Origin of the sequence: Streptomyces sp. NBC_01384 (genome assembly GCF_045040035.1) — a bacterium.
In the GTDB taxonomy this organism is placed as follows: domain Bacteria; phylum Actinomycetota; class Actinomycetes; order Streptomycetales; family Streptomycetaceae; genus Streptomyces.
This window is the reverse complement of the sequence record NZ_CP109559.1, coordinates 7,976,751-7,991,944: the sequence shown is the minus strand read 5'-3', so window position 1 is coordinate 7,991,944 and position 15,194 is coordinate 7,976,751. Positions and strand designations below refer to the sequence as shown.

Annotated in this window: 18 protein-coding genes; 1 reads left to right on the top strand and 17 read right to left on the bottom strand. The window is 69.0% G+C overall.

The window, feature by feature from the left end; genetic code table 11:
- Positions 1-2: 2 nt before the first annotated feature.
- The 8 genes from OG747_RS36340 to OG747_RS36305 form a co-directional block, all read right to left on the bottom strand.
- Entirely contained in the window at positions 3-935 is a 933-nt protein-coding gene (locus tag OG747_RS36340) for a hypothetical protein (RefSeq protein ID WP_405883586.1), read from the bottom strand.
- 76 nt (positions 936-1,011) lie between these two features.
- Positions 1,012-1,596, bottom strand: a complete 585-nt coding sequence (locus tag OG747_RS36335; RefSeq protein WP_405883585.1) for a hypothetical protein — start codon at positions 1,594-1,596, stop codon at positions 1,012-1,014.
- Positions 1,597-1,660: 64 nt separating this feature from the next.
- Positions 1,661-2,029: a DUF4326 domain-containing protein gene (locus OG747_RS36330; RefSeq protein ID WP_405883584.1), complete on the bottom strand. Its 369-nt coding sequence runs from the start codon at positions 2,027-2,029 to the stop codon at positions 1,661-1,663.
- 107 nt (positions 2,030-2,136) lie between these two features.
- Positions 2,137-2,379, bottom strand: a complete 243-nt coding sequence (locus tag OG747_RS36325; protein ID WP_405883583.1) for a hypothetical protein — start codon at positions 2,377-2,379, stop codon at positions 2,137-2,139.
- Positions 2,379-3,098 (bottom strand): hypothetical protein, encoded by a 720-nt coding sequence (locus OG747_RS36320; RefSeq protein WP_405883582.1) that lies wholly within the window; start codon positions 3,096-3,098, stop codon positions 2,379-2,381. The genes OG747_RS36325 and OG747_RS36320 overlap by 1 nt, the downstream gene beginning before the upstream one ends.
- Positions 3,095-3,844, bottom strand: a complete 750-nt coding sequence (locus OG747_RS36315; protein ID WP_405883581.1) for a hypothetical protein — start codon at positions 3,842-3,844, stop codon at positions 3,095-3,097. The genes OG747_RS36320 and OG747_RS36315 overlap by 4 nt, the downstream gene beginning before the upstream one ends.
- Positions 3,841-6,276, bottom strand: a complete 2,436-nt coding sequence (locus tag OG747_RS36310) for a DnaB-like helicase N-terminal domain-containing protein (protein ID WP_405883580.1) — start codon at positions 6,274-6,276, stop codon at positions 3,841-3,843. The genes OG747_RS36315 and OG747_RS36310 overlap by 4 nt, the downstream gene beginning before the upstream one ends.
- A complete protein-coding gene (locus OG747_RS36305) occupies positions 6,277-6,543 on the bottom strand; it encodes a hypothetical protein (protein WP_405883579.1) in 267 nt (88 codons plus the stop codon).
- Positions 6,544-7,246: 703 nt separating this feature from the next.
- Here OG747_RS36305 and OG747_RS36300 point away from each other — a divergent pair.
- Positions 7,247-7,456: a type II toxin-antitoxin system Phd/YefM family antitoxin gene (locus OG747_RS36300; protein WP_405883578.1), complete on the top strand. Its 210-nt coding sequence runs from the start codon at positions 7,247-7,249 to the stop codon at positions 7,454-7,456.
- Between the two features lie 59 nt (positions 7,457-7,515).
- Here OG747_RS36300 and OG747_RS36295 read toward each other — a convergent pair whose 3' ends face one another.
- From OG747_RS36295 to OG747_RS36255, 9 genes are all read right to left on the bottom strand, one after another.
- The gene (locus OG747_RS36295) at positions 7,516-8,301 is read right to left on the bottom strand and encodes a hypothetical protein (RefSeq protein WP_405883577.1); all 786 of its coding nucleotides are present in this window, start codon (positions 8,299-8,301) and stop codon (positions 7,516-7,518) included.
- Positions 8,298-9,953, bottom strand: a complete 1,656-nt coding sequence (locus tag OG747_RS36290; RefSeq protein ID WP_405883576.1) for a DNA cytosine methyltransferase — start codon at positions 9,951-9,953, stop codon at positions 8,298-8,300. The genes OG747_RS36295 and OG747_RS36290 overlap by 4 nt, the downstream gene beginning before the upstream one ends.
- Entirely contained in the window at positions 9,953-10,927 is a 975-nt protein-coding gene (locus OG747_RS36285) for a hypothetical protein (protein ID WP_405883575.1), read from the bottom strand. The genes OG747_RS36290 and OG747_RS36285 overlap by 1 nt, the downstream gene beginning before the upstream one ends.
- Positions 10,924-11,187 carry a hypothetical protein gene (locus OG747_RS36280; protein ID WP_405883573.1) on the bottom strand — a complete coding sequence of 88 codons (264 nt, stop codon included), beginning with the start codon at positions 11,185-11,187 and terminating at the stop codon, positions 10,924-10,926. Before OG747_RS36280 ends, OG747_RS36285 begins: the two co-directional genes overlap by 4 nt.
- A 109-nt stretch (positions 11,188-11,296) precedes the next feature.
- Positions 11,297-12,310: a methyltransferase gene (locus OG747_RS36275; RefSeq protein ID WP_405883572.1), complete on the bottom strand. Its 1,014-nt coding sequence runs from the start codon at positions 12,308-12,310 to the stop codon at positions 11,297-11,299.
- Positions 12,307-12,702, bottom strand: coding sequence for a hypothetical protein (locus tag OG747_RS36270; protein ID WP_405883571.1), 396 nt, complete (start codon positions 12,700-12,702; stop codon positions 12,307-12,309). The genes OG747_RS36275 and OG747_RS36270 overlap by 4 nt, the downstream gene beginning before the upstream one ends.
- An 83-nt stretch (positions 12,703-12,785) precedes the next feature.
- Complete coding sequence (locus OG747_RS36265) at positions 12,786-13,586, bottom strand: AAA family ATPase (RefSeq protein WP_405883570.1); 801 nt, start codon at positions 13,584-13,586, stop codon at positions 12,786-12,788.
- Positions 13,583-14,434, bottom strand: a complete 852-nt coding sequence (locus OG747_RS36260) for a PD-(D/E)XK nuclease-like domain-containing protein (protein ID WP_405883568.1) — start codon at positions 14,432-14,434, stop codon at positions 13,583-13,585. The genes OG747_RS36265 and OG747_RS36260 overlap by 4 nt, the downstream gene beginning before the upstream one ends.
- Positions 14,431-15,171, bottom strand: a complete 741-nt coding sequence (locus OG747_RS36255) for a hypothetical protein (RefSeq protein WP_405883567.1) — start codon at positions 15,169-15,171, stop codon at positions 14,431-14,433. Before OG747_RS36255 ends, OG747_RS36260 begins: the two co-directional genes overlap by 4 nt.
- Positions 15,172-15,194 lie beyond the last annotated feature (23 nt).

The following is a 15,194-nucleotide window of genomic DNA, read 5'->3' as shown; positions in this document are numbered from 1 at the left end:
GTTCAGCCCTCCTTGCCGGGCTGGGACACGACGGCGGTGGTGAATCGGTGATCCGCCCGCCAGCCGCCGGGGCATTCGATGCAGCCGCTGACGTTGTGCGCCGCCTTTCCGTGGTCGCATCGTGCGCACTGCGCCTCGTCCTGCTGCGCCTCGTCGGCCACACCGCTCGGGCCGGGCGCGGGCTCGTCGGCCAGGCGGCGCAGCAGGTCGGCGTGACGGTTCGCGTAGTCGGTGGCCGAGCCGTACCGGATGTGGATCTCGGTGTCGGCGGCCACAATGTCGGCGGTCTCCCGCAGGATCGCGGCCCAGTCGGCGGGCAGGCGGCGCAGCTCGGCCCCGATCGCCTCGATGGCGGTACGGATGCTCACCGTGCGTTCTCCGAGAGACAGGCCTACCAGACGCCCCACCTCAACGAGTGCCTCGGCGTCCTCGGCGGTACAGCGGGCCAGCGAGTCCCACGCGGTGCGAAGTTCGTCCCGCTCGTTGATCAGGTCGTTCTCCCGGGCGGTGGCGGCGTCGTACATGGTGCGAAGGTTGGCGACCTCGGCGGCCCGGTCGGCGGGCTCGGGCAGCACGGCCAGCACCGCGTCGGCCTGTGCGAGGTACATCTGCCAGAAGGGGTGATCCTTCGCCGGGATCTCAGTGCGCCACTTCTCGGCGTCCAGACGGGCGAGCGCCTCGGCGATGCGGTCGCGGAGCTCGGCACGGTCGGCGGGCGCAGACGGCGCGGCAGGCGCGGGGGCGGCGAGCAGCTCCCGCAGCACCTCAGCGACGTGGCGCGGCCCCACCGGGTGCGAGGCGGGCCAGCCGTCGGGGCCCTCCTCGTGGCGGCGCATCTCGGAGAACGGGTTGCCGAGCTCGGTGAATCGTTCGGTGAGCACGGCTTCGAGGCGGGCGGCAAGGTCGTCGGCCTGCGGGTTGGTGGTCTCGGGCATGGCGGGCTCCAGGGTTGTGGAAGGGTTGGAGGTGCGGGCCGGCCTCCTTCACCGAGGCCGGCCCGTCCTGTTGCGGTCAGGCCGTGGGCTTCTGGACGCGGCGCCGAACGACCAGCCCCGGCCCGGTGTGCACGCTGTCGTCGTGCAGCTCGACCAGCTCGAACCACTGGTCGTACTCACCGACCGCCTGCCGCTCCTCGGGCACCCACTCCAGTCGGCCGACCTCGTCCTTCTGCGACCGGAGCCACGCCTCCGCAGCGCCCTTCGCTGCGGCCTCGCTGTTGGCGTAGCCGATCAGGTAGTCCGAGACGTTGCCCGGCTCGTACATGGCCTCCCAGGCGGGCAGGACGAGGTTCAGGGTCTGACTGGCCGGGGCGTCGACGGGCTTCCACTGCTGGACGACCACGGGCCGCTGCTCGACCTCGGTTGCGGTGATCTCGTCGTCGCCGAACCAGAGGTCACAGTCCTGGTACTCGGTGAGGCCGACCTGGTAGCGGACGAGGTACGCGTTGCCGTCGTCGGGGTGGCGAAAGACGAGCCGGACGGTCTTGTTCCATCGGCCGCTGTTGACGGTGTCGCGGGCGAGTTCGGCGTCGTCGTCGAGTTCGAAGGGGACGCCGATCTCTTCGAGCTGCTCGCGGGTGAAAGTGCGGTTGATCATGGTGTCTCCGGTCCGTTTGGTGGCGGTGTGGGCTAGTTGGGGCGGTGTCCGGTTGGCGTGGGACTCAGGCGGGCTGGTTGGCGAGTTGCAGCAGGACCGCGGCGTGGCAGTGGTCGGGCTGGCCCGGGGCCGGTAGCGGGCAGGTGCACGCGAGGTCTTTGCCGCGCAGCAGGTGGAGGTCGGCGAGGATGCGGCGGCGGTCGAAGACCTGCTTGCCGATGCGGTACGTCTCGTTGAACCAGCCGCCTTCGGTGCCGACGCGGAGCCACTCGCTGTACATCTCGGCGCAGACGCTGTGCGGGTTGGACCACTCGGCTTCGACGGCGTCCTTGATCGTGAACGGGTTTCCGAAGCGGCTCGGGCGGCTGACGATCACGCAGTTGTCGGGCTTGCGCCAGCCGGAGGTGCGGCGGCGTTGGATGCGGCTGGTCATGCGGTTCCTCCGTTGCATCTCGGGTGGTGGGGTGGGGTGTACCGCCGGTTTCGGGCCGGTCAGCTACGTCGGGCGGGGGTCGGGCGGGGAACAACGCGCGACAGGGGTTAGGCGGGGTGGCGCGGGGCGGGGACGACAAGCCACTGGCCGTGCTGGTCCTGACCGACCCGGTCGCCGAACAGCGCGGTCTTGGTCCGGCTGCCGTCGGCGTAGGCCATGCCGTCCGGCAGGGGCAGATCGACGCCGATCACGTTCTCGTCGTCGTCGAGGCGGGCCACGGCCTTCGGTTCGGCGGCGAGGATGCCGACGAGCCTCGCGGGGGTGAGGCGCGGCATGCGGTTCATGCTCATCACGCGGCCTCCGCCTGCGCCTTGTGCTGCTCGGGCAGGTCGGTGTCGCACCAGAAGCCGATGGTCAGGTGCATGCCGTGGTCCTCGACGACCTTCCACACGGCGGTCGCCGTGCAGGCGGGGCGCCCGTCCTGCTCGCGGTGGAAATTGCTGGTGCAGTCCGCAAGGTCGGTGAAGTCAGGCAGCACCCAGCCGGCGGCGCGGCGAAAGACGCGGACGATCGGGGCGGCGTCGTCCGAGTCGGTGACCGCGGGATCGGCCGTGGCGATCAGTCGCTCGTAGATGGCGGCGATCTTCTGAAGGTCACGGCAGACTCCGCCGCAGCGTTCCCCGTTGGGCCGCATCAACTCGGAGCCGGTGCGGGCGAGCTGCGTCAGGTGAAGCCGTCCGTGGAGTTCTTCGGCGGTCGCCCAGTCGACTTCGACAGAGGTGATCTTCGGGCTGCGGGTGCACGCCCGGAAGTAACGGCCGGCAACGAGAGTGGCCAGGTTGGTGTAGTCGTCGCGGCGCTTGGACTGCATCCACAGCCAGCGGGCGAACGTCGGCTTCAGGACGAGCAGCGGCAGCTGGCCGTCGTCGGTGCAGTCGTGGGCGTACAGCAGGCCGTTGCCGCGGATACGGATCTCGCCCTCGCAGACGGCGCAAAGGCCGAGACGCGGCAGCGGGACCGGGGTCGGCTCCTTCGTGTGGGCGGGCCAGGAGGTGATCGTGACGGTCATGCGGCAGTCCCTTCTTCGGGCTGTACGGAGGCGGCGGAAAGCCAGGGGAGGCGGACGAACTCGAAGGCGTTCTCGAAGTCCCGGTAGAGCTGGGATTCACCGGCGACTCCGCATGCGGGGCAGCGGCGAAGGCGCGCGCCCTCGACCCAAGTCGTGCGGGCGCAGCCGGAGCAGCGGGTCAGCCACGAGTTGTGGTGCCGGGTGGACGTCCAGCGGATGAAGCCGCCGTGGCGCCGGGCGAGCTTGGCTTTGGAGCGGCCGGGCCAGTGGCGGTAGTCGTCGTGGGTCCACGGGTCGATCGGTGTCGGGGGGTGTCCGACGATGACCATCTCGCCGCCGGGCCAGTCGCACGTGCAGGCGAGGGGGTCGCAGTCGCAGGCGAGCATCTTGCCGAGCTCGAAAGCCTTCTCGATGCGGGGAATGCCGGGGCCTTTGACCTCGAGCCAGATGCCTATCTCGGTGAGGTGGAAGTCGGGCAGGTACTTCGCGCCGGAGTCGAGTTGGAAGGTCTGCGGCTCGTACTCCCAGGTGATGTGGAGGGAGTCGAGGGTTGCTGCCCAGCAGGCTTCGAGCAGGGAGCGGAACTGGGTGCCGCGGTAGATCGTCGGGAGGGCTGCGATGCCGGGCTGGCCGTCGGCGTCTCCGTCCGATGTGCGGGCTCCGCGCAGGTTCGCGGTCGCCTCGCGGTCCTCGCACTCCCGGATGAGGCGCTCGAGGTACGCCTCCCAATTGTTGTACTCGTTCACCAGATCGCTCCTGTCTCGGAGTAGCCGCTGAACTGGTCGGCGTCGATGGGCTTGTAGGAGATCCAGGGCCACCGCTCGCCCTGCTTGATGAAGTTCGGCCAGTCGCGTTCATCGCGGCTGCCGCGCCAGGGGACGACGCGACGGCCGCGGGCGCCTTCAACGTTCTGTGCCGACTTCTCGTCCTCGACGGGGCGCAGGCCGAAGCCGAACTCGGGCCAGCGCATCCAGAGGCTGGAGCCGAGCGGGCGCAGTGAGCGCGGGCCCATGTTGTTGCCATGGGGGGCGTGGGCTTCCATGAGGACGGTGCAGCCAGCGGTGGCCCGGGCTTCGTCGATGACGACGGAGACTTTGCGGGCGAGCTCTTCGTCGTTGGGGTTCCCGGCGTGGAGCCGATAGACGGGGCCGATGATCAACACGTCGGGCTTGATCTTCTCGACGCGGCGCATGGTCCACGCCCGGTCGGACGGCCTGGTCAAGTCGAGGCCGGAGGGGCGGCATTCGATGTGGAACTGGCCGCGCCGCACCGGTTGCTCGAGGCTGTCCGCAGCGGCGAGCAGGGGCCGGAACTTGCGGCGGGAGGCCGCCTCGCCGTTCTCGCAGTCGAGGGTGAGCACTCGGACGGGGTCGATCGTCTTCCAGGTTTCGAACGGATGGATTCCGGCGGCGAGAGTCACGGACAGCTGCCGCAGCAGCGTGCTGTTGTGCGTGGGGATGCACTCGCGACCGACGACGAACATGCCGTCCGGACGGGCGACCTGGATGCAGCGAACCGGTACGGACTCGATCGGGTCGACAGCCTCGATGTAGCGGAGGTTGGCCCGGCGGGTCCTGAGCGGGGCGAGGCGTTCGGCCTTACGGCGGAGCCGGAAGACGGGCAGGTCGGTCTGGAACTGGATGCGGTACCGGGTGCCGACCATGCGGCCGTTGAGAGTTGCTGGTCCCGAGCGGAACACGGCCTTGATGCCGAGGCCGAGGACGAGTTCGTGGAAGTCGCGGGCGAGCCGCTCGTTGACGACGCTGAACTCGCACTTCGCGCTTCCGTTGCCGCGACCGCTGGATGCCGCGCCACCGCCGACCGTGCCGTCGGTGTCCATCAGGCCCTGCAAGAGCGCGAGTCGCTGCCCGATCGAACCGTGCAGGTAGGCCGACGGAATGTGCTTGTCGCCGTGGACGCCGAGGGAACGAAGCAGCCCTGCGAAGGTCGCCGTGCCGCGCTTTCCCTTTCCGGTTCCATCCCCGATGGCCCATGAGTAGCGGGCTGAGAGCTTGCGGACGGGGATGCCAGCGGCCCGGATATTGTCGAGGATCTCCGCGTCGTCGGAGTGGCACGTGATCTGTGAGCTGCGCGAGGTTCCGTCGCCGAGCCATGCGCCGAGGACGTAGGGATCGACCGCCAGCTCTTGCGCCGGGTACTGCAGCGGGGCGCTCGCCTGGACCGAGTGGTTGAGTGTGTGGCCGCCGCGCGCCTGGAGGGTCTCGGCGATGTGCGCGGTGGTGACTACGGAGGGGAAGTGCTTCCGCTTGTGGGCTTGGGCGGTGCCTCGCGGCTTCAGCGGGCCGCGCGCAGCAGCTCGCGCCGTGGCCTCCCGGGACAGCAGGGTCTCGGTCAGCCATAGATGCCCAGCGTCGGCGACGATCTCTGCGCCGTCCGAGAAGCGCATGCGGTAGCACGGCCGGTCGAGCATCGGCTCGGTCGCCGCGATGATGCGGGTCACCGTCCCGTCCGGGGCGAACACCTCCTGCCCGACGGCGAGTGCACCCATGGTCGTCCAGCCCTTCGGCGTGGGCACCAGGGTGTCCAGCGCCAGCGCCTTGCCGCCGCCCTCACTGGCCGTGAGGATCAGCCGGTCTTGCCGCTCGAGCAGGCCGGGCACGACCCAGTCGTAGACGTCCTCCTTCTTGACGAAGTCGAGGATGTCCTCGACGGGCAGGTCTTCGGAGGCCATGCCGCGGTCGCGGAGTTCGCGGGATTCGGCGACGACCCGCTCGATGAGGTTGCTGGTCTCGCCGGTGGTGCTGTAGCCGGCCTGCACGGTGCGGGTGCCGAGTTCGATGAGCGACCTGCGCAGGCCGCGGTCCTGGACGATCTCGGCGTAGTACTCGCCGTTGGCAGCGGTGGGTACGGCGCGGACGAGCTCGTACAGGTACGCGGCGCCACCGATGCGCATGAGGTCGCCGGTGTCGGCGAGGTATTTGCCGAGGGTGATCTGGTCGACGGACAGGCCTCGCGAGTCCATGTGCAGGATTGCCGCGAAAATCAGCTGGTGGCGGGCTTGGTAGAAGGCTGCGATCTCGACGGCGTCGCGGATTTCGGCGAGTGCGGTCTTGGAGAGCAGGCAGGCGCCGAGGGCACCCTGCTCTGCTTCGAAGTCCTGCGGCGGGACGCGCTCGAGCGGGATGTCCGCGTATTCGGGCTCGAGGTCGGTGGTCACTTAGAAGATCCCCCTGTCTTCGGGGCTTTGGCCCACGGCCCGCAGGTGCGGGCGTGGTGTGTGGACGGGGCTACCGGCGGCCGGCTTGGGCGGGAGTTCGCCCCAGCCGCGCATGAAGTAGCGGGCGGAGTCGACGTGGGTGCGGTCGGCGGTGCGCCGGGCGTAGGCGACGAGGGCCGGGATGCCGCACTTGTTGATGAGCGCGATGACCGGGAACCACTGGTTGCCGGTGAACGGCCAGCGGACGACGACGCCGCTGGCGGTCATGCTGTCGACGAGCGGGCGGACGACATCGGGGATGCCGTAGTCGTCCTGCTGCTGCCCCTCCGGCTCCCCCTCTTGCTGGCTGGGAGAGTGGGATGGGGAGTGTGGGTCAGAATCCGGCCCACTAGAGGGCCGGAATCCGGCCCACTCTGGGTCAGAATTCGGCCCACTAGCGTGATCATGGTCAGGGCCTAGTGGGTCAGATTCTGACCCACTAGGAGGGGTGGCCGCATCCTCTAGTGGGTCAGAATCCGGCCCACTAGCGTTGGACGGCCGGGTGTACCCGACAGCCTTCGCAAGCCGATACTGCGACGGCCGCGTCCCCTTACCGAGCTCCTGCAGCTCGAGCTCGCCGGACAACACCGCCGCCTTGATGGCCGCCTTGACCGTCGACCGCGGGGCGTTGAGCGCCTCCATGAAGTCGGCATAGCTCAGCCGCACCACGCACCTGGGAGTGCGCACCTGGTCCGCCACGTAGAGCATGGCGAGCCGGGCGTTCCCCTTCGACTGGGAGTGGTTCCACACCCAGTGCATGGCGTCGAGGGTCACGGGTTTCCTTCTTCCGAGAGTTGCGCGGGTCGTAGTGGATCGGGGCGTGCGTCATCTACGGCGGTTCGGGACCTCTGATCCCTCGCGCAACACGTTCATGTACATCATAGCGGCGAACGCGCTCATGTACATCATGATCGTGAGGTACACTCCCGACATGAGCGCGACGAAGAAGGAGAACCAGAAGTCCATCGCCGAGGTGCGCAACGCGCTCGCCGAAGCGATCGAGAAGGCCCGCTACTTCGACGAGACGACCGTGCTGACCAGCCGCAAGAAGCGCGTCGCCGTCATCGTGGGCATGGACTTCTACGAGCGCGCCCTGGATGCCCTCGGCGAAGAGCGCGAGCTCGTAACCGACTCCGACTGACGTCACGTCCCCTCCTTCCTCCTGGCCCCGCCATCGGCGGGGCCTTCGTCGTGTGCGGGCTAGGCAGCTGCTGCGAGGGCGCGGCGCGCATCGCGGCATGGCGGGCAGACGGGAACGCCGATGCGGTAGTGGGCTGCCGATCCCTGCGGGCTGCCGCACCGTCCGGTCCAGTCGGGCCAGGCTGCTGGGTCGTCGATCAGGTCGTCGTCCCAGGCGCCGGGTGGTGCCCAGCGGCGGTCCGCGGCGAACGTGCGGGCTTGTTCGGCCCAGCGGGTGGGGACTCCGTGCTGTTCGGGGTCGAGCCGCCATAGCTGGTCGTAGAGGGCGGCTGTGGCGCGATGCGTCCCGACGGTTACGAGGTCGCCGACGATGGTGCGGCCGAAGTTGGCGCGGTCCATGCCGAGTCGGCGGGCGAGTTCTGACTGGCTCCAGCCTTTGGCGACGAGGGCTTGGAGTCGGCGGCGCGTGCCGGTGCCATCGATGGCGACGGCCGCGCCGAGATGCTCAAGGATGGGTTCGACGGCGAGGATCGCCTGTGCGTTCTTAGGCAGGATCCGCTTCGATGGGGCGAGGCCGCGTGTGGCATCGCCGTACAGGAGCTTGGAGACCGATCCGCGTGGGACGCCGGAGATCCTGGCCAGACGCATCCAGCCGATGCCGAACTCGCCGAGTGCCTGGACGTGCTGGCGGACGGGTTCGGCGTCGACGAATGGCTGCCAGCGGCCGTAGGCGATGGCGCGGCGCCGGTTGTTGTCGTAGTCGCTGGCTGCCTTGCAGCAGGTGTGGCAGCGGCAGTTTTCGAGGTGGTACTTCGCGTTGCCGTGCGGGCGGGTCGTGGTCGTCATGCGGCCACCGCCAGTTCGGGGCCGCGGTCCTGAGGGGTGTGGATTACGGCGCGCAGCCGTTCCCCGATCCATGCGCCGACCTGCCGTGATACGGCGTTTCCGAAGCCGTCGACTTGATTGCGGGCAGAGCCCCAGACGACGAAGCTGCCCTTGTAGCCGGGGAAGTCGACGTCGAAGCCGCAGCCTCTGCCGATCTCGTACTCCCGCATCATTCGGTAGAAGCAGTCTTCGAGCGGCAACTCCGAGAGGGTGGCCCGCCACAGGGCCGAGATTTGCGATTCGCCCACGCCGTGGGCGACCGTCCCGGCTGCCGTGAGGAGCCCCGGGATTTGGTCCGACGTGAACGTCGGCATCGCCTCGCCGTGCATCGTGGGCACGGTGTGCTTCCGGTACGGGACGACTCCGGAGGACACCACGGCGAGCGTCTCCGAACCGACCTGGGTGGGCAGCGGCTCACCGGCACCACGCGGTGCGCCCTGATAGTTGTCCACGGCGAGCGCGACCGCGGACTCAGCCCACAACGGTTGCTTGACCGGGCCGGTCGACAGGAGCGCCGTCTCCTGCTGGCTGGTCTGCGTCGCCATCGGCTGAAGCAGAAGCCGCTCCGAACCGTGCACTCCCTTCGCCGGCATGAGGATCGCGGGCGAGTTGGCGAACCGCTGACGGCATCGCTCCGCGCGAGCCATTGACGACCGTGCGAGCGGCCCGACGAAGCCGTCCTTGAACGTCTTGACCGGCTTGTCGCCGATCCGCACGCCGAGGTCGGTCAGGTCGAGCGCGGCCAGCGACGGCGTCATCGGCGGGACCACCGCCGCACGGCATGACGGGCACCGGTACTCGTACTGCTTGCCGTATTCCACCGTTCCGGTCGGCGTGGGGCCGGTCTTCCACGTCCATACCGCTTCGACGTCTTTGTCACATCGGCGGCAACGCGACACCGGTCGGTGCTCCAGATCCGGCATCGGGAGGGACTTCTGGACGAACACCCAGTAGCCCCGGTTCCGTGACTGCGGCACCCCGAAGAACTGGGAGTTCAGGAACAGCGCCTTGTGGTTGTAGTCCAGCAGGTCGAACTGCTTGAGCCACCATCGGTATGTGCTGCCGTCGCCCACCTTCGGGCGGTCCGGCAGGGCGGGACCCCACGACTGCAACCCTGTGGTGCACTCGACGAGGATCATCCGCGGCCGGTGCTGGGCCGCGTAGTGAAGCACGCAGTTCGCGGTCGCCCGGTCCCGCTCCGATTTCGTGACGCGTGCTTCGAAGTCGGGGTCGTCCAGCTCGAACAGGGTCAGCCCCTGCTCATATGCCTTGACCGTGTTGGCCTGGGAGTGGTTGACGCAACTCACGCCCGCGACCAAGAGGTCGGCTGCGGGAAGGTCCCGGACGGAGTGGTAGTCGGCTTCTTCAGGGTTCACCAGGTCGGCGATCCAGTGTTCGGCGTTCGGGTGGTTCGCCTCGTGGACCTCGACCTTGTAGGCGTTGTGGTTCGCGGCCATGATCGTCGTAAATCCGGCCATCTCGATGCCCTGGGTCAAGCCGCCGAACCCGGAGAACAAGTCGACGGCGATGAGGTCGTCATGGCGGAAGTTGCGGCGCCTGGTGGCCGGCCGGTGCGTGGCGGTGCGGGTGTTCTTCTTAGACACGGCGGACATCAGGCGGCTGCCCTTTCGGTCGTCTTGGTGGGGGCGGGGTGGCGCTTGAGCGCCTGGTGCAGGTGCGGCCTGGTGACGTCGAGCCGTTCCGCGGCCTGTTCGGTGGTGAGCCCGGAGACCCGCATGAGTTCGCGGGCGTCGTGGGCGAGGTCGGCTTCGCGGGTGGTTGCTGCGGCGCGGGCGCGGAAGCGTTCCTGGTTGAGCTGCTGCACGGTCAAGTCGGCGTGCCGGTCGAGCCACTCTTCGTGGGCGGTCTCGCATCGGGTACACATCGGCAGCTGCTGCCGCTTGTGCATCCAGTAGCCGCGGTCCGTCCCGCAGTGGCCGGTCCAGTCGGGGTGCGCCTGCGGGTCGTCGAGCCGCTCGTCATCCCACGCGGCGGGCGGCGCCCACCCGTTCAGGACGGCCCTGTTGCGTGAGCGGGTAGCGTGCCCGGGTGTCTGCGACAGGACGCTGTACGCGTGTGCGATGCGCTCGGCGAGGACGCGGCGGACCAGTGGGCGTCCGTCGAGGATGGGCACGATGAGTGTTCGGCCGGCCCGGGTGGCATCGGCGATGGTGTACGTGGTGTGGCCGATGGCTTGGAGTGCTTGGAGCCGTCGCCTGCTGCCGGTGGCGTCGATGTACTGGCCGCCGCTGGGTGCGGCCTGAAGTCGCATGATCCGGTTGTGGGTTGTGCGCTTGATGCGGGTCCGGCGGCCGAAGGCGATGTCGCGCAGGTTGGCTGCGGACCCTTCGATGGCTGTGGCGAGGTCGTTCCAGCCGGTGGTCTGGTTCAGCTGGAGGAGGCGTTCGCGCGCCTGCTTGGCGTCGACATGTCCGGGGCGTCCGAGCTGCCGGCTGGCGCGGTCGTGCTTCTTGTAGCGGCGCCGTTCGACGAGGCAGGGTTCGCATTTGCAGGGCTTGCGGTAGCCGCGGCTGCCATTGGCGCGGGCATAGGTTCCGTGTGGCGGCAGGGGCCTAGCGGTGGTCACGAGGCTTCCCCCTCTCGGTGCTGGTTGATGGCGTTCTGCAGTCGGTCGAGTCCGGTGGGCCCGTAGTAGGCGAGGGCGGCGTCGATGAGCAGGTCGTTGTCGGTGCCCCACGCCTGCTGCTCGGCCGGCGGGTCGGTGTGGCGGATGGCGTCGGCGACGATCTGGTCGGCGCCGCGCAGGGTCTGGATGCTGCGGCGGATGGCCCAGGCGGCGAAGGTGAGGAGGCCGGCGGAGATCGCGGCGTTGATGGCGTCCCTCACGGCCGCCTCCAGGGCTTGCTGCACAGCCAGCCGGCGAGCACGCCGGCCGCGGAGGCGGCGATGGCGGCGAGGGGCAGCCAGGCGAGGTTGATGTGGTTGAGGCGGTCCATCACGACGCCTCCCCGAGCCCGTCGAGGGAGAGTTGTTCCTGCCGCGGTTCCGGCAGTTGGACGACGTCGGCCTTCTTGCCGCCAGCAGCTGTGGAGATCGGCTTCGCGAGGAGTTCGGCGAGGGCGTCGAATTCCGCCATGGCTTCGCGGAGATCGGCCCGGATCTCGTCGAGGATCTCGGCGGGCGACCGGAACTCCGGTTCGGGTGCTTCGGGCGTTTCCCGCTGCGGCCAGACAGTCGCTTTGGCTTCGGCTGGCCGGGTGGCGGGGATGGTGACGATGACGGTGGGTACGTCGGTGCCAGACTCAGCGAACGCGCCCTCGGCCACTGCCTCCGCCGTACCACCGCGCTGCTCGACGAGCGCCCGAAACTTTGCCGTCTTGCGGGTCTGGTACGTCACCGCCCAGAACATGACCGACACCAGAAGCCCGTCCGGCTTCAGGAATCGCAGGGCGTGCTCTACGTGGGCCATGTCCGCTCCCTTGGTGAAGGGCGGGTTCATCACGACGCAGTCGTAGCGGGGTTCCGGGGGCACGGCGAGGAAGTCGGCGACGCGCACCGTGCGGGCCGCGCCGGTGTCGGTGAGGACGCCCGCGTATCCGGAGTCCCGTTCGAAGCAGTCGACCAGGCCGCCCGCCGCCGCTGCGGCGGTGGCGATGGCGCCCGACCCGGCGGACGGCTCGAGCACCTCCATGCCCGGCTTGAGGTCGGCCAGTTCGATGAGCCGCTGGACCACGGAAGCGGGGGTGGGAAAGTACTGCGCGTCCTGTCGCTTCTCCCGCAGGGTCACCACCTGCCCGGACGCGATAACGGGGGCTATCGCCTCGGCTGCGTCGCCAGGGAAGACGTGGGCTTGCACGCTGGTGGTCCAGCGTCCGCCGACGGCTTCGAGAACCTCGTTGACCCGCTGGTACAGCTTCGGGTCCATACGCGGGCCTGTGAGGATGAGCCGCGGCCCGTCGGTTTCGGCCCGGTCCGTCAGCGCGGACAGGACGTCGTCGGTGAGTTTCACGCTGCCGCCGCCTTCCGCTGCTCGACGCCGGTCTTGATGCGGCCAGCGGTGCGGCGTGCGGCGGCGATCCCGCGGCCCTTCGCGGTCAAAGTCCAGACGGCGATGCGGTGTCCGTGGGTGTTGGCCTGCGTGGACGGCACGGTGCGGCCGGTGTGGGCGATGATCCCGCCGGTGCGCAGGCTGTTTATGGCGGCGCCGAGGAAACCGTGCCCGAGCTCGGGCAGGACGTCCCTCAGGTCGTTGCAGGACCATTCGTCGTGGCGCTGACCGAAGTGGAAGACGGCCTGCTCGACGATGAACTGGTCCCAGGAGGACTGGTCGGCTATCTCCTCCAGCAGGAGATCCTTATCGGCGATGGCGAGACGTTCGGCAGGGGTGAGGCGGCGGGCCATGGCGGGCTCCTTACGGCTGTGATGTCCTTGGCTGGTGGCGACCGGCCGTATTTCGGGTACGGCCGGCCGCCGAACGGGGTGGGCTACTGCTGGTCGGGCGCGGGCGTGGCTGCGGGCTGGGGCTGAGCTTCGGGTTCGGTGTTCAGCCAGGTGAGGAGCGGGCCGGCGATGTCACGGGCTCCCTGCGGGCGCTGAATGACCTTGCGGTTCAGCGCCGGGCACCGGGACTTGAGGACTTCGAGCGTGTTGTCGATGTCCATTGCCACGGCGACGTCGAACTCGTACTCGATGCCCTTGCGCTGCTCGGGACGGGTGCCGACCTGCTTCGGCTTGCCGCTCTCCAGCACCCACTCGGTGTAGGAGCGCATCGAGGCGACGACGTGGCCGGGGTAGGCGAGGATCGCGGCGACCATGTCGTTCTGCATTGGGGTGCCGTCCTTCCAGCCGGCGAACTTGTTGCCGCCGTACCTGCTGCTGGCCTTCTCGACCTGGTCGAGGGTGCCGTCGGTGCCCTTCCAGAAGTGGCTGAGGCTGTCGACGAAGACGGTCGGGTATCCGGCCTGTGCGGCGGCGTCCAGGGCGCGGGCGAGGTCGCGGGGGTCGTAGCGGTCCATGGCGAGGGTGTCGAACTGGATGCCGCCGATCCCGGCGTAGAGGCTGGCGGCCCCCTTCTCGGTGTCGATGACGGCAAACCGGCGGCCCTCAGACAGGCCGTGGCAGATGCCGAGGCCGGTCCAGGTCTTCCCGGAGCCGGAAAGGCCCTGGATGGACAGGCGGGCCTTGCGTCCGGCCTTGCTGGCGGGGCTGAACGCGAACTGTGCGGCCGAGCCGTTCTGTTCGGCGGCCGGGCGTCCGGTGCGGACGGGCGGCGGAAGCTGGTTCACGAGTTCTCCTCTTCGTACTTGCGCTCGACCCACTTGGGGAGCGAGATGTAGGCGGTGCCGTCGCTGTAGGCGGGCCAGTAGCCCGTGGCGCGGCACTCGGCGTAGGCGTGCAGGGCGCGGTCGTTGAGCTCGCCGCCGATGACGCGGGCAGGGAAGTCGAGCTCAGCGACGGTCACCAGATAGGGCGGCTGCTTCTCCTGGAAGATGAACTTGAAGGAGCCGGAGGCCGGGATGAGGCCAAGGTGGACGGCGCCGCGCCGGTAGAAGTCGTCCTGCTGGTGGTAGCCGTACTCGTTGACGGCTTTCTGTAGGTAGTCGGGGTGCACGGAGCGGGCGGACTTGTAGTCGACGAGCTCCTCGGGGCGCAACCAGTCGATGCGGCTGCGCCGCCAGATCCCGTGCTCCTCCCAGAAGATCGACTGTTCGGCGAGGCCGCTGCCCGGGATGAGGAGGTACGACGCTTCGGGGTGCCGGGCGAGTGCCTCGGCCATGTCGTCGATCCGCTGGCGAGCCTCGGCCTTGAGGGGAACACCGCCGGACGCCCGGATCGCGGCGACGCGTGCCTTCGTCTCGTTGGTGTCCCAGCGCTTCTCGTCGACGACGACGAGCTCCGGCCCGTTGCCGAGGATTACGGTGTGCGCGGCGGTGCCGAACTCGAACTCGGGCTTGTAGGGCTCGGGGTTGTCGAGGAAGTACTTGAAGCGGGCGGGGCAGTCGGCGAGGCGCCGGGCGCCGGTTGAGGAGAGGCTGCCGCCGGGGATGGGGTCCGAGTGGTACAGATCGGCGGGGATGTCGTACATCCCGGGCTGCGCCTCGGCCGAGGCTTCGACCTCCACCGCGGCGGTCACTGCTGGCCGCCGAAGCTGCCGCGGGAGGCCTCGCGGACCATGCCGACGAGCTGCTCGTCGCTGGCGGCGTAGAAGGCGTCGGCCTTGGTGATGGCGTCGTACACGTCGCGAGCCCAGCGAGCATCCCCGAGCGCGGTGTGGGCGATGTCCTTTGCCGGGGGCTCGATGCCCATGAGCCGGGACAGCTCGTAGGACTTCCAGCCGTCGTCGAGAAGTCGGTCGGCTCGGGCGTAGAACTCGGCGTCGCAGTGCTGCTTGGTCAGCGTGTACGCCTGCCCGTACAGGTGGCCGACGGCCATGGTCGCGACGTCGACCGTGCGGTAGTGCCAGCGAGGAGTGACGCCCGCCTCATGGAAGATCTTCGACAGGAACCGGTCGTCGAAGGCGGGGTTGGATCCGACGAGCATGGCGCCGTCGAGGACGGTCATCAGGTCGTGCATGAGGTCTGCCTCGGTAAGCGGCGTGACCTCGTCCGCTGTGGCGGTGGAGATCTCGATGGCGAACTCCCCGTCGGGGACGGCGAATCGCTGCTCGTACTGGTTGATCTCCAGGGCCTTGGGGTCGGCCTCGGTGAGGCTGGTGCGGACCTGGAAGAGGTACTCGTGATCTGCGTAGCCGGGGCGACGCAGGATGACGGCGATCTCCCACGCGTCGTGCTTCCGCGGGTCTAGGCCGGTGGTCTCGGTGTCGATGAAGGCGAGAGGCCGAGGGGCCTTCGCGGGGCTGTTGGTGCTCATGAATCCTCGTTTCTGGGTGTGGC

Excerpts from the sequence above, each read along its gene's own strand:
- OG747_RS36335 (WP_405883585.1), bottom strand. The coding sequence starts at position 1,596 with ATGATCAACCGCACTTTCACCCGCGAGCAGCTCGAAGAGATCGGCGTC.
- OG747_RS36295 (WP_405883577.1), bottom strand. The coding sequence starts at position 8,301 with ATGACGACCACGACCCGCCCGCACGGCAACGCGAAGTACCACCTCGAA.
- OG747_RS36330 (WP_405883584.1), bottom strand. The coding sequence starts at position 2,029 with ATGACCAGCCGCATCCAACGCCGCCGCACCTCCGGCTGGCGCAAGCCC.
- OG747_RS36270 (WP_405883571.1), bottom strand. The coding sequence starts at position 12,702 with ATGGCCCGCCGCCTCACCCCTGCCGAACGTCTCGCCATCGCCGATAAG.
- OG747_RS36340 (WP_405883586.1), bottom strand. The coding sequence starts at position 935 with ATGCCCGAGACCACCAACCCGCAGGCCGACGACCTTGCCGCCCGCCTC.
- OG747_RS36300 (WP_405883578.1), top strand. The coding sequence starts at position 7,247 with ATGAGCGCGACGAAGAAGGAGAACCAGAAGTCCATCGCCGAGGTGCGC.
- OG747_RS36255 (WP_405883567.1), bottom strand. The coding sequence starts at position 15,171 with ATGAGCACCAACAGCCCCGCGAAGGCCCCTCGGCCTCTCGCCTTCATC.
- OG747_RS36320 (WP_405883582.1), bottom strand. The coding sequence starts at position 3,098 with ATGACCGTCACGATCACCTCCTGGCCCGCCCACACGAAGGAGCCGACC.
- OG747_RS36305 (WP_405883579.1), bottom strand. The coding sequence starts at position 6,543 with ATGACCGCCAGCGGCGTCGTCGTCCGCTGGCCGTTCACCGGCAACCAG.
- OG747_RS36325 (WP_405883583.1), bottom strand. The coding sequence starts at position 2,379 with ATGAGCATGAACCGCATGCCGCGCCTCACCCCCGCGAGGCTCGTCGGC.
- OG747_RS36290 (WP_405883576.1), bottom strand. The coding sequence starts at position 9,953 with ATGTCCGCCGTGTCTAAGAAGAACACCCGCACCGCCACGCACCGGCCG.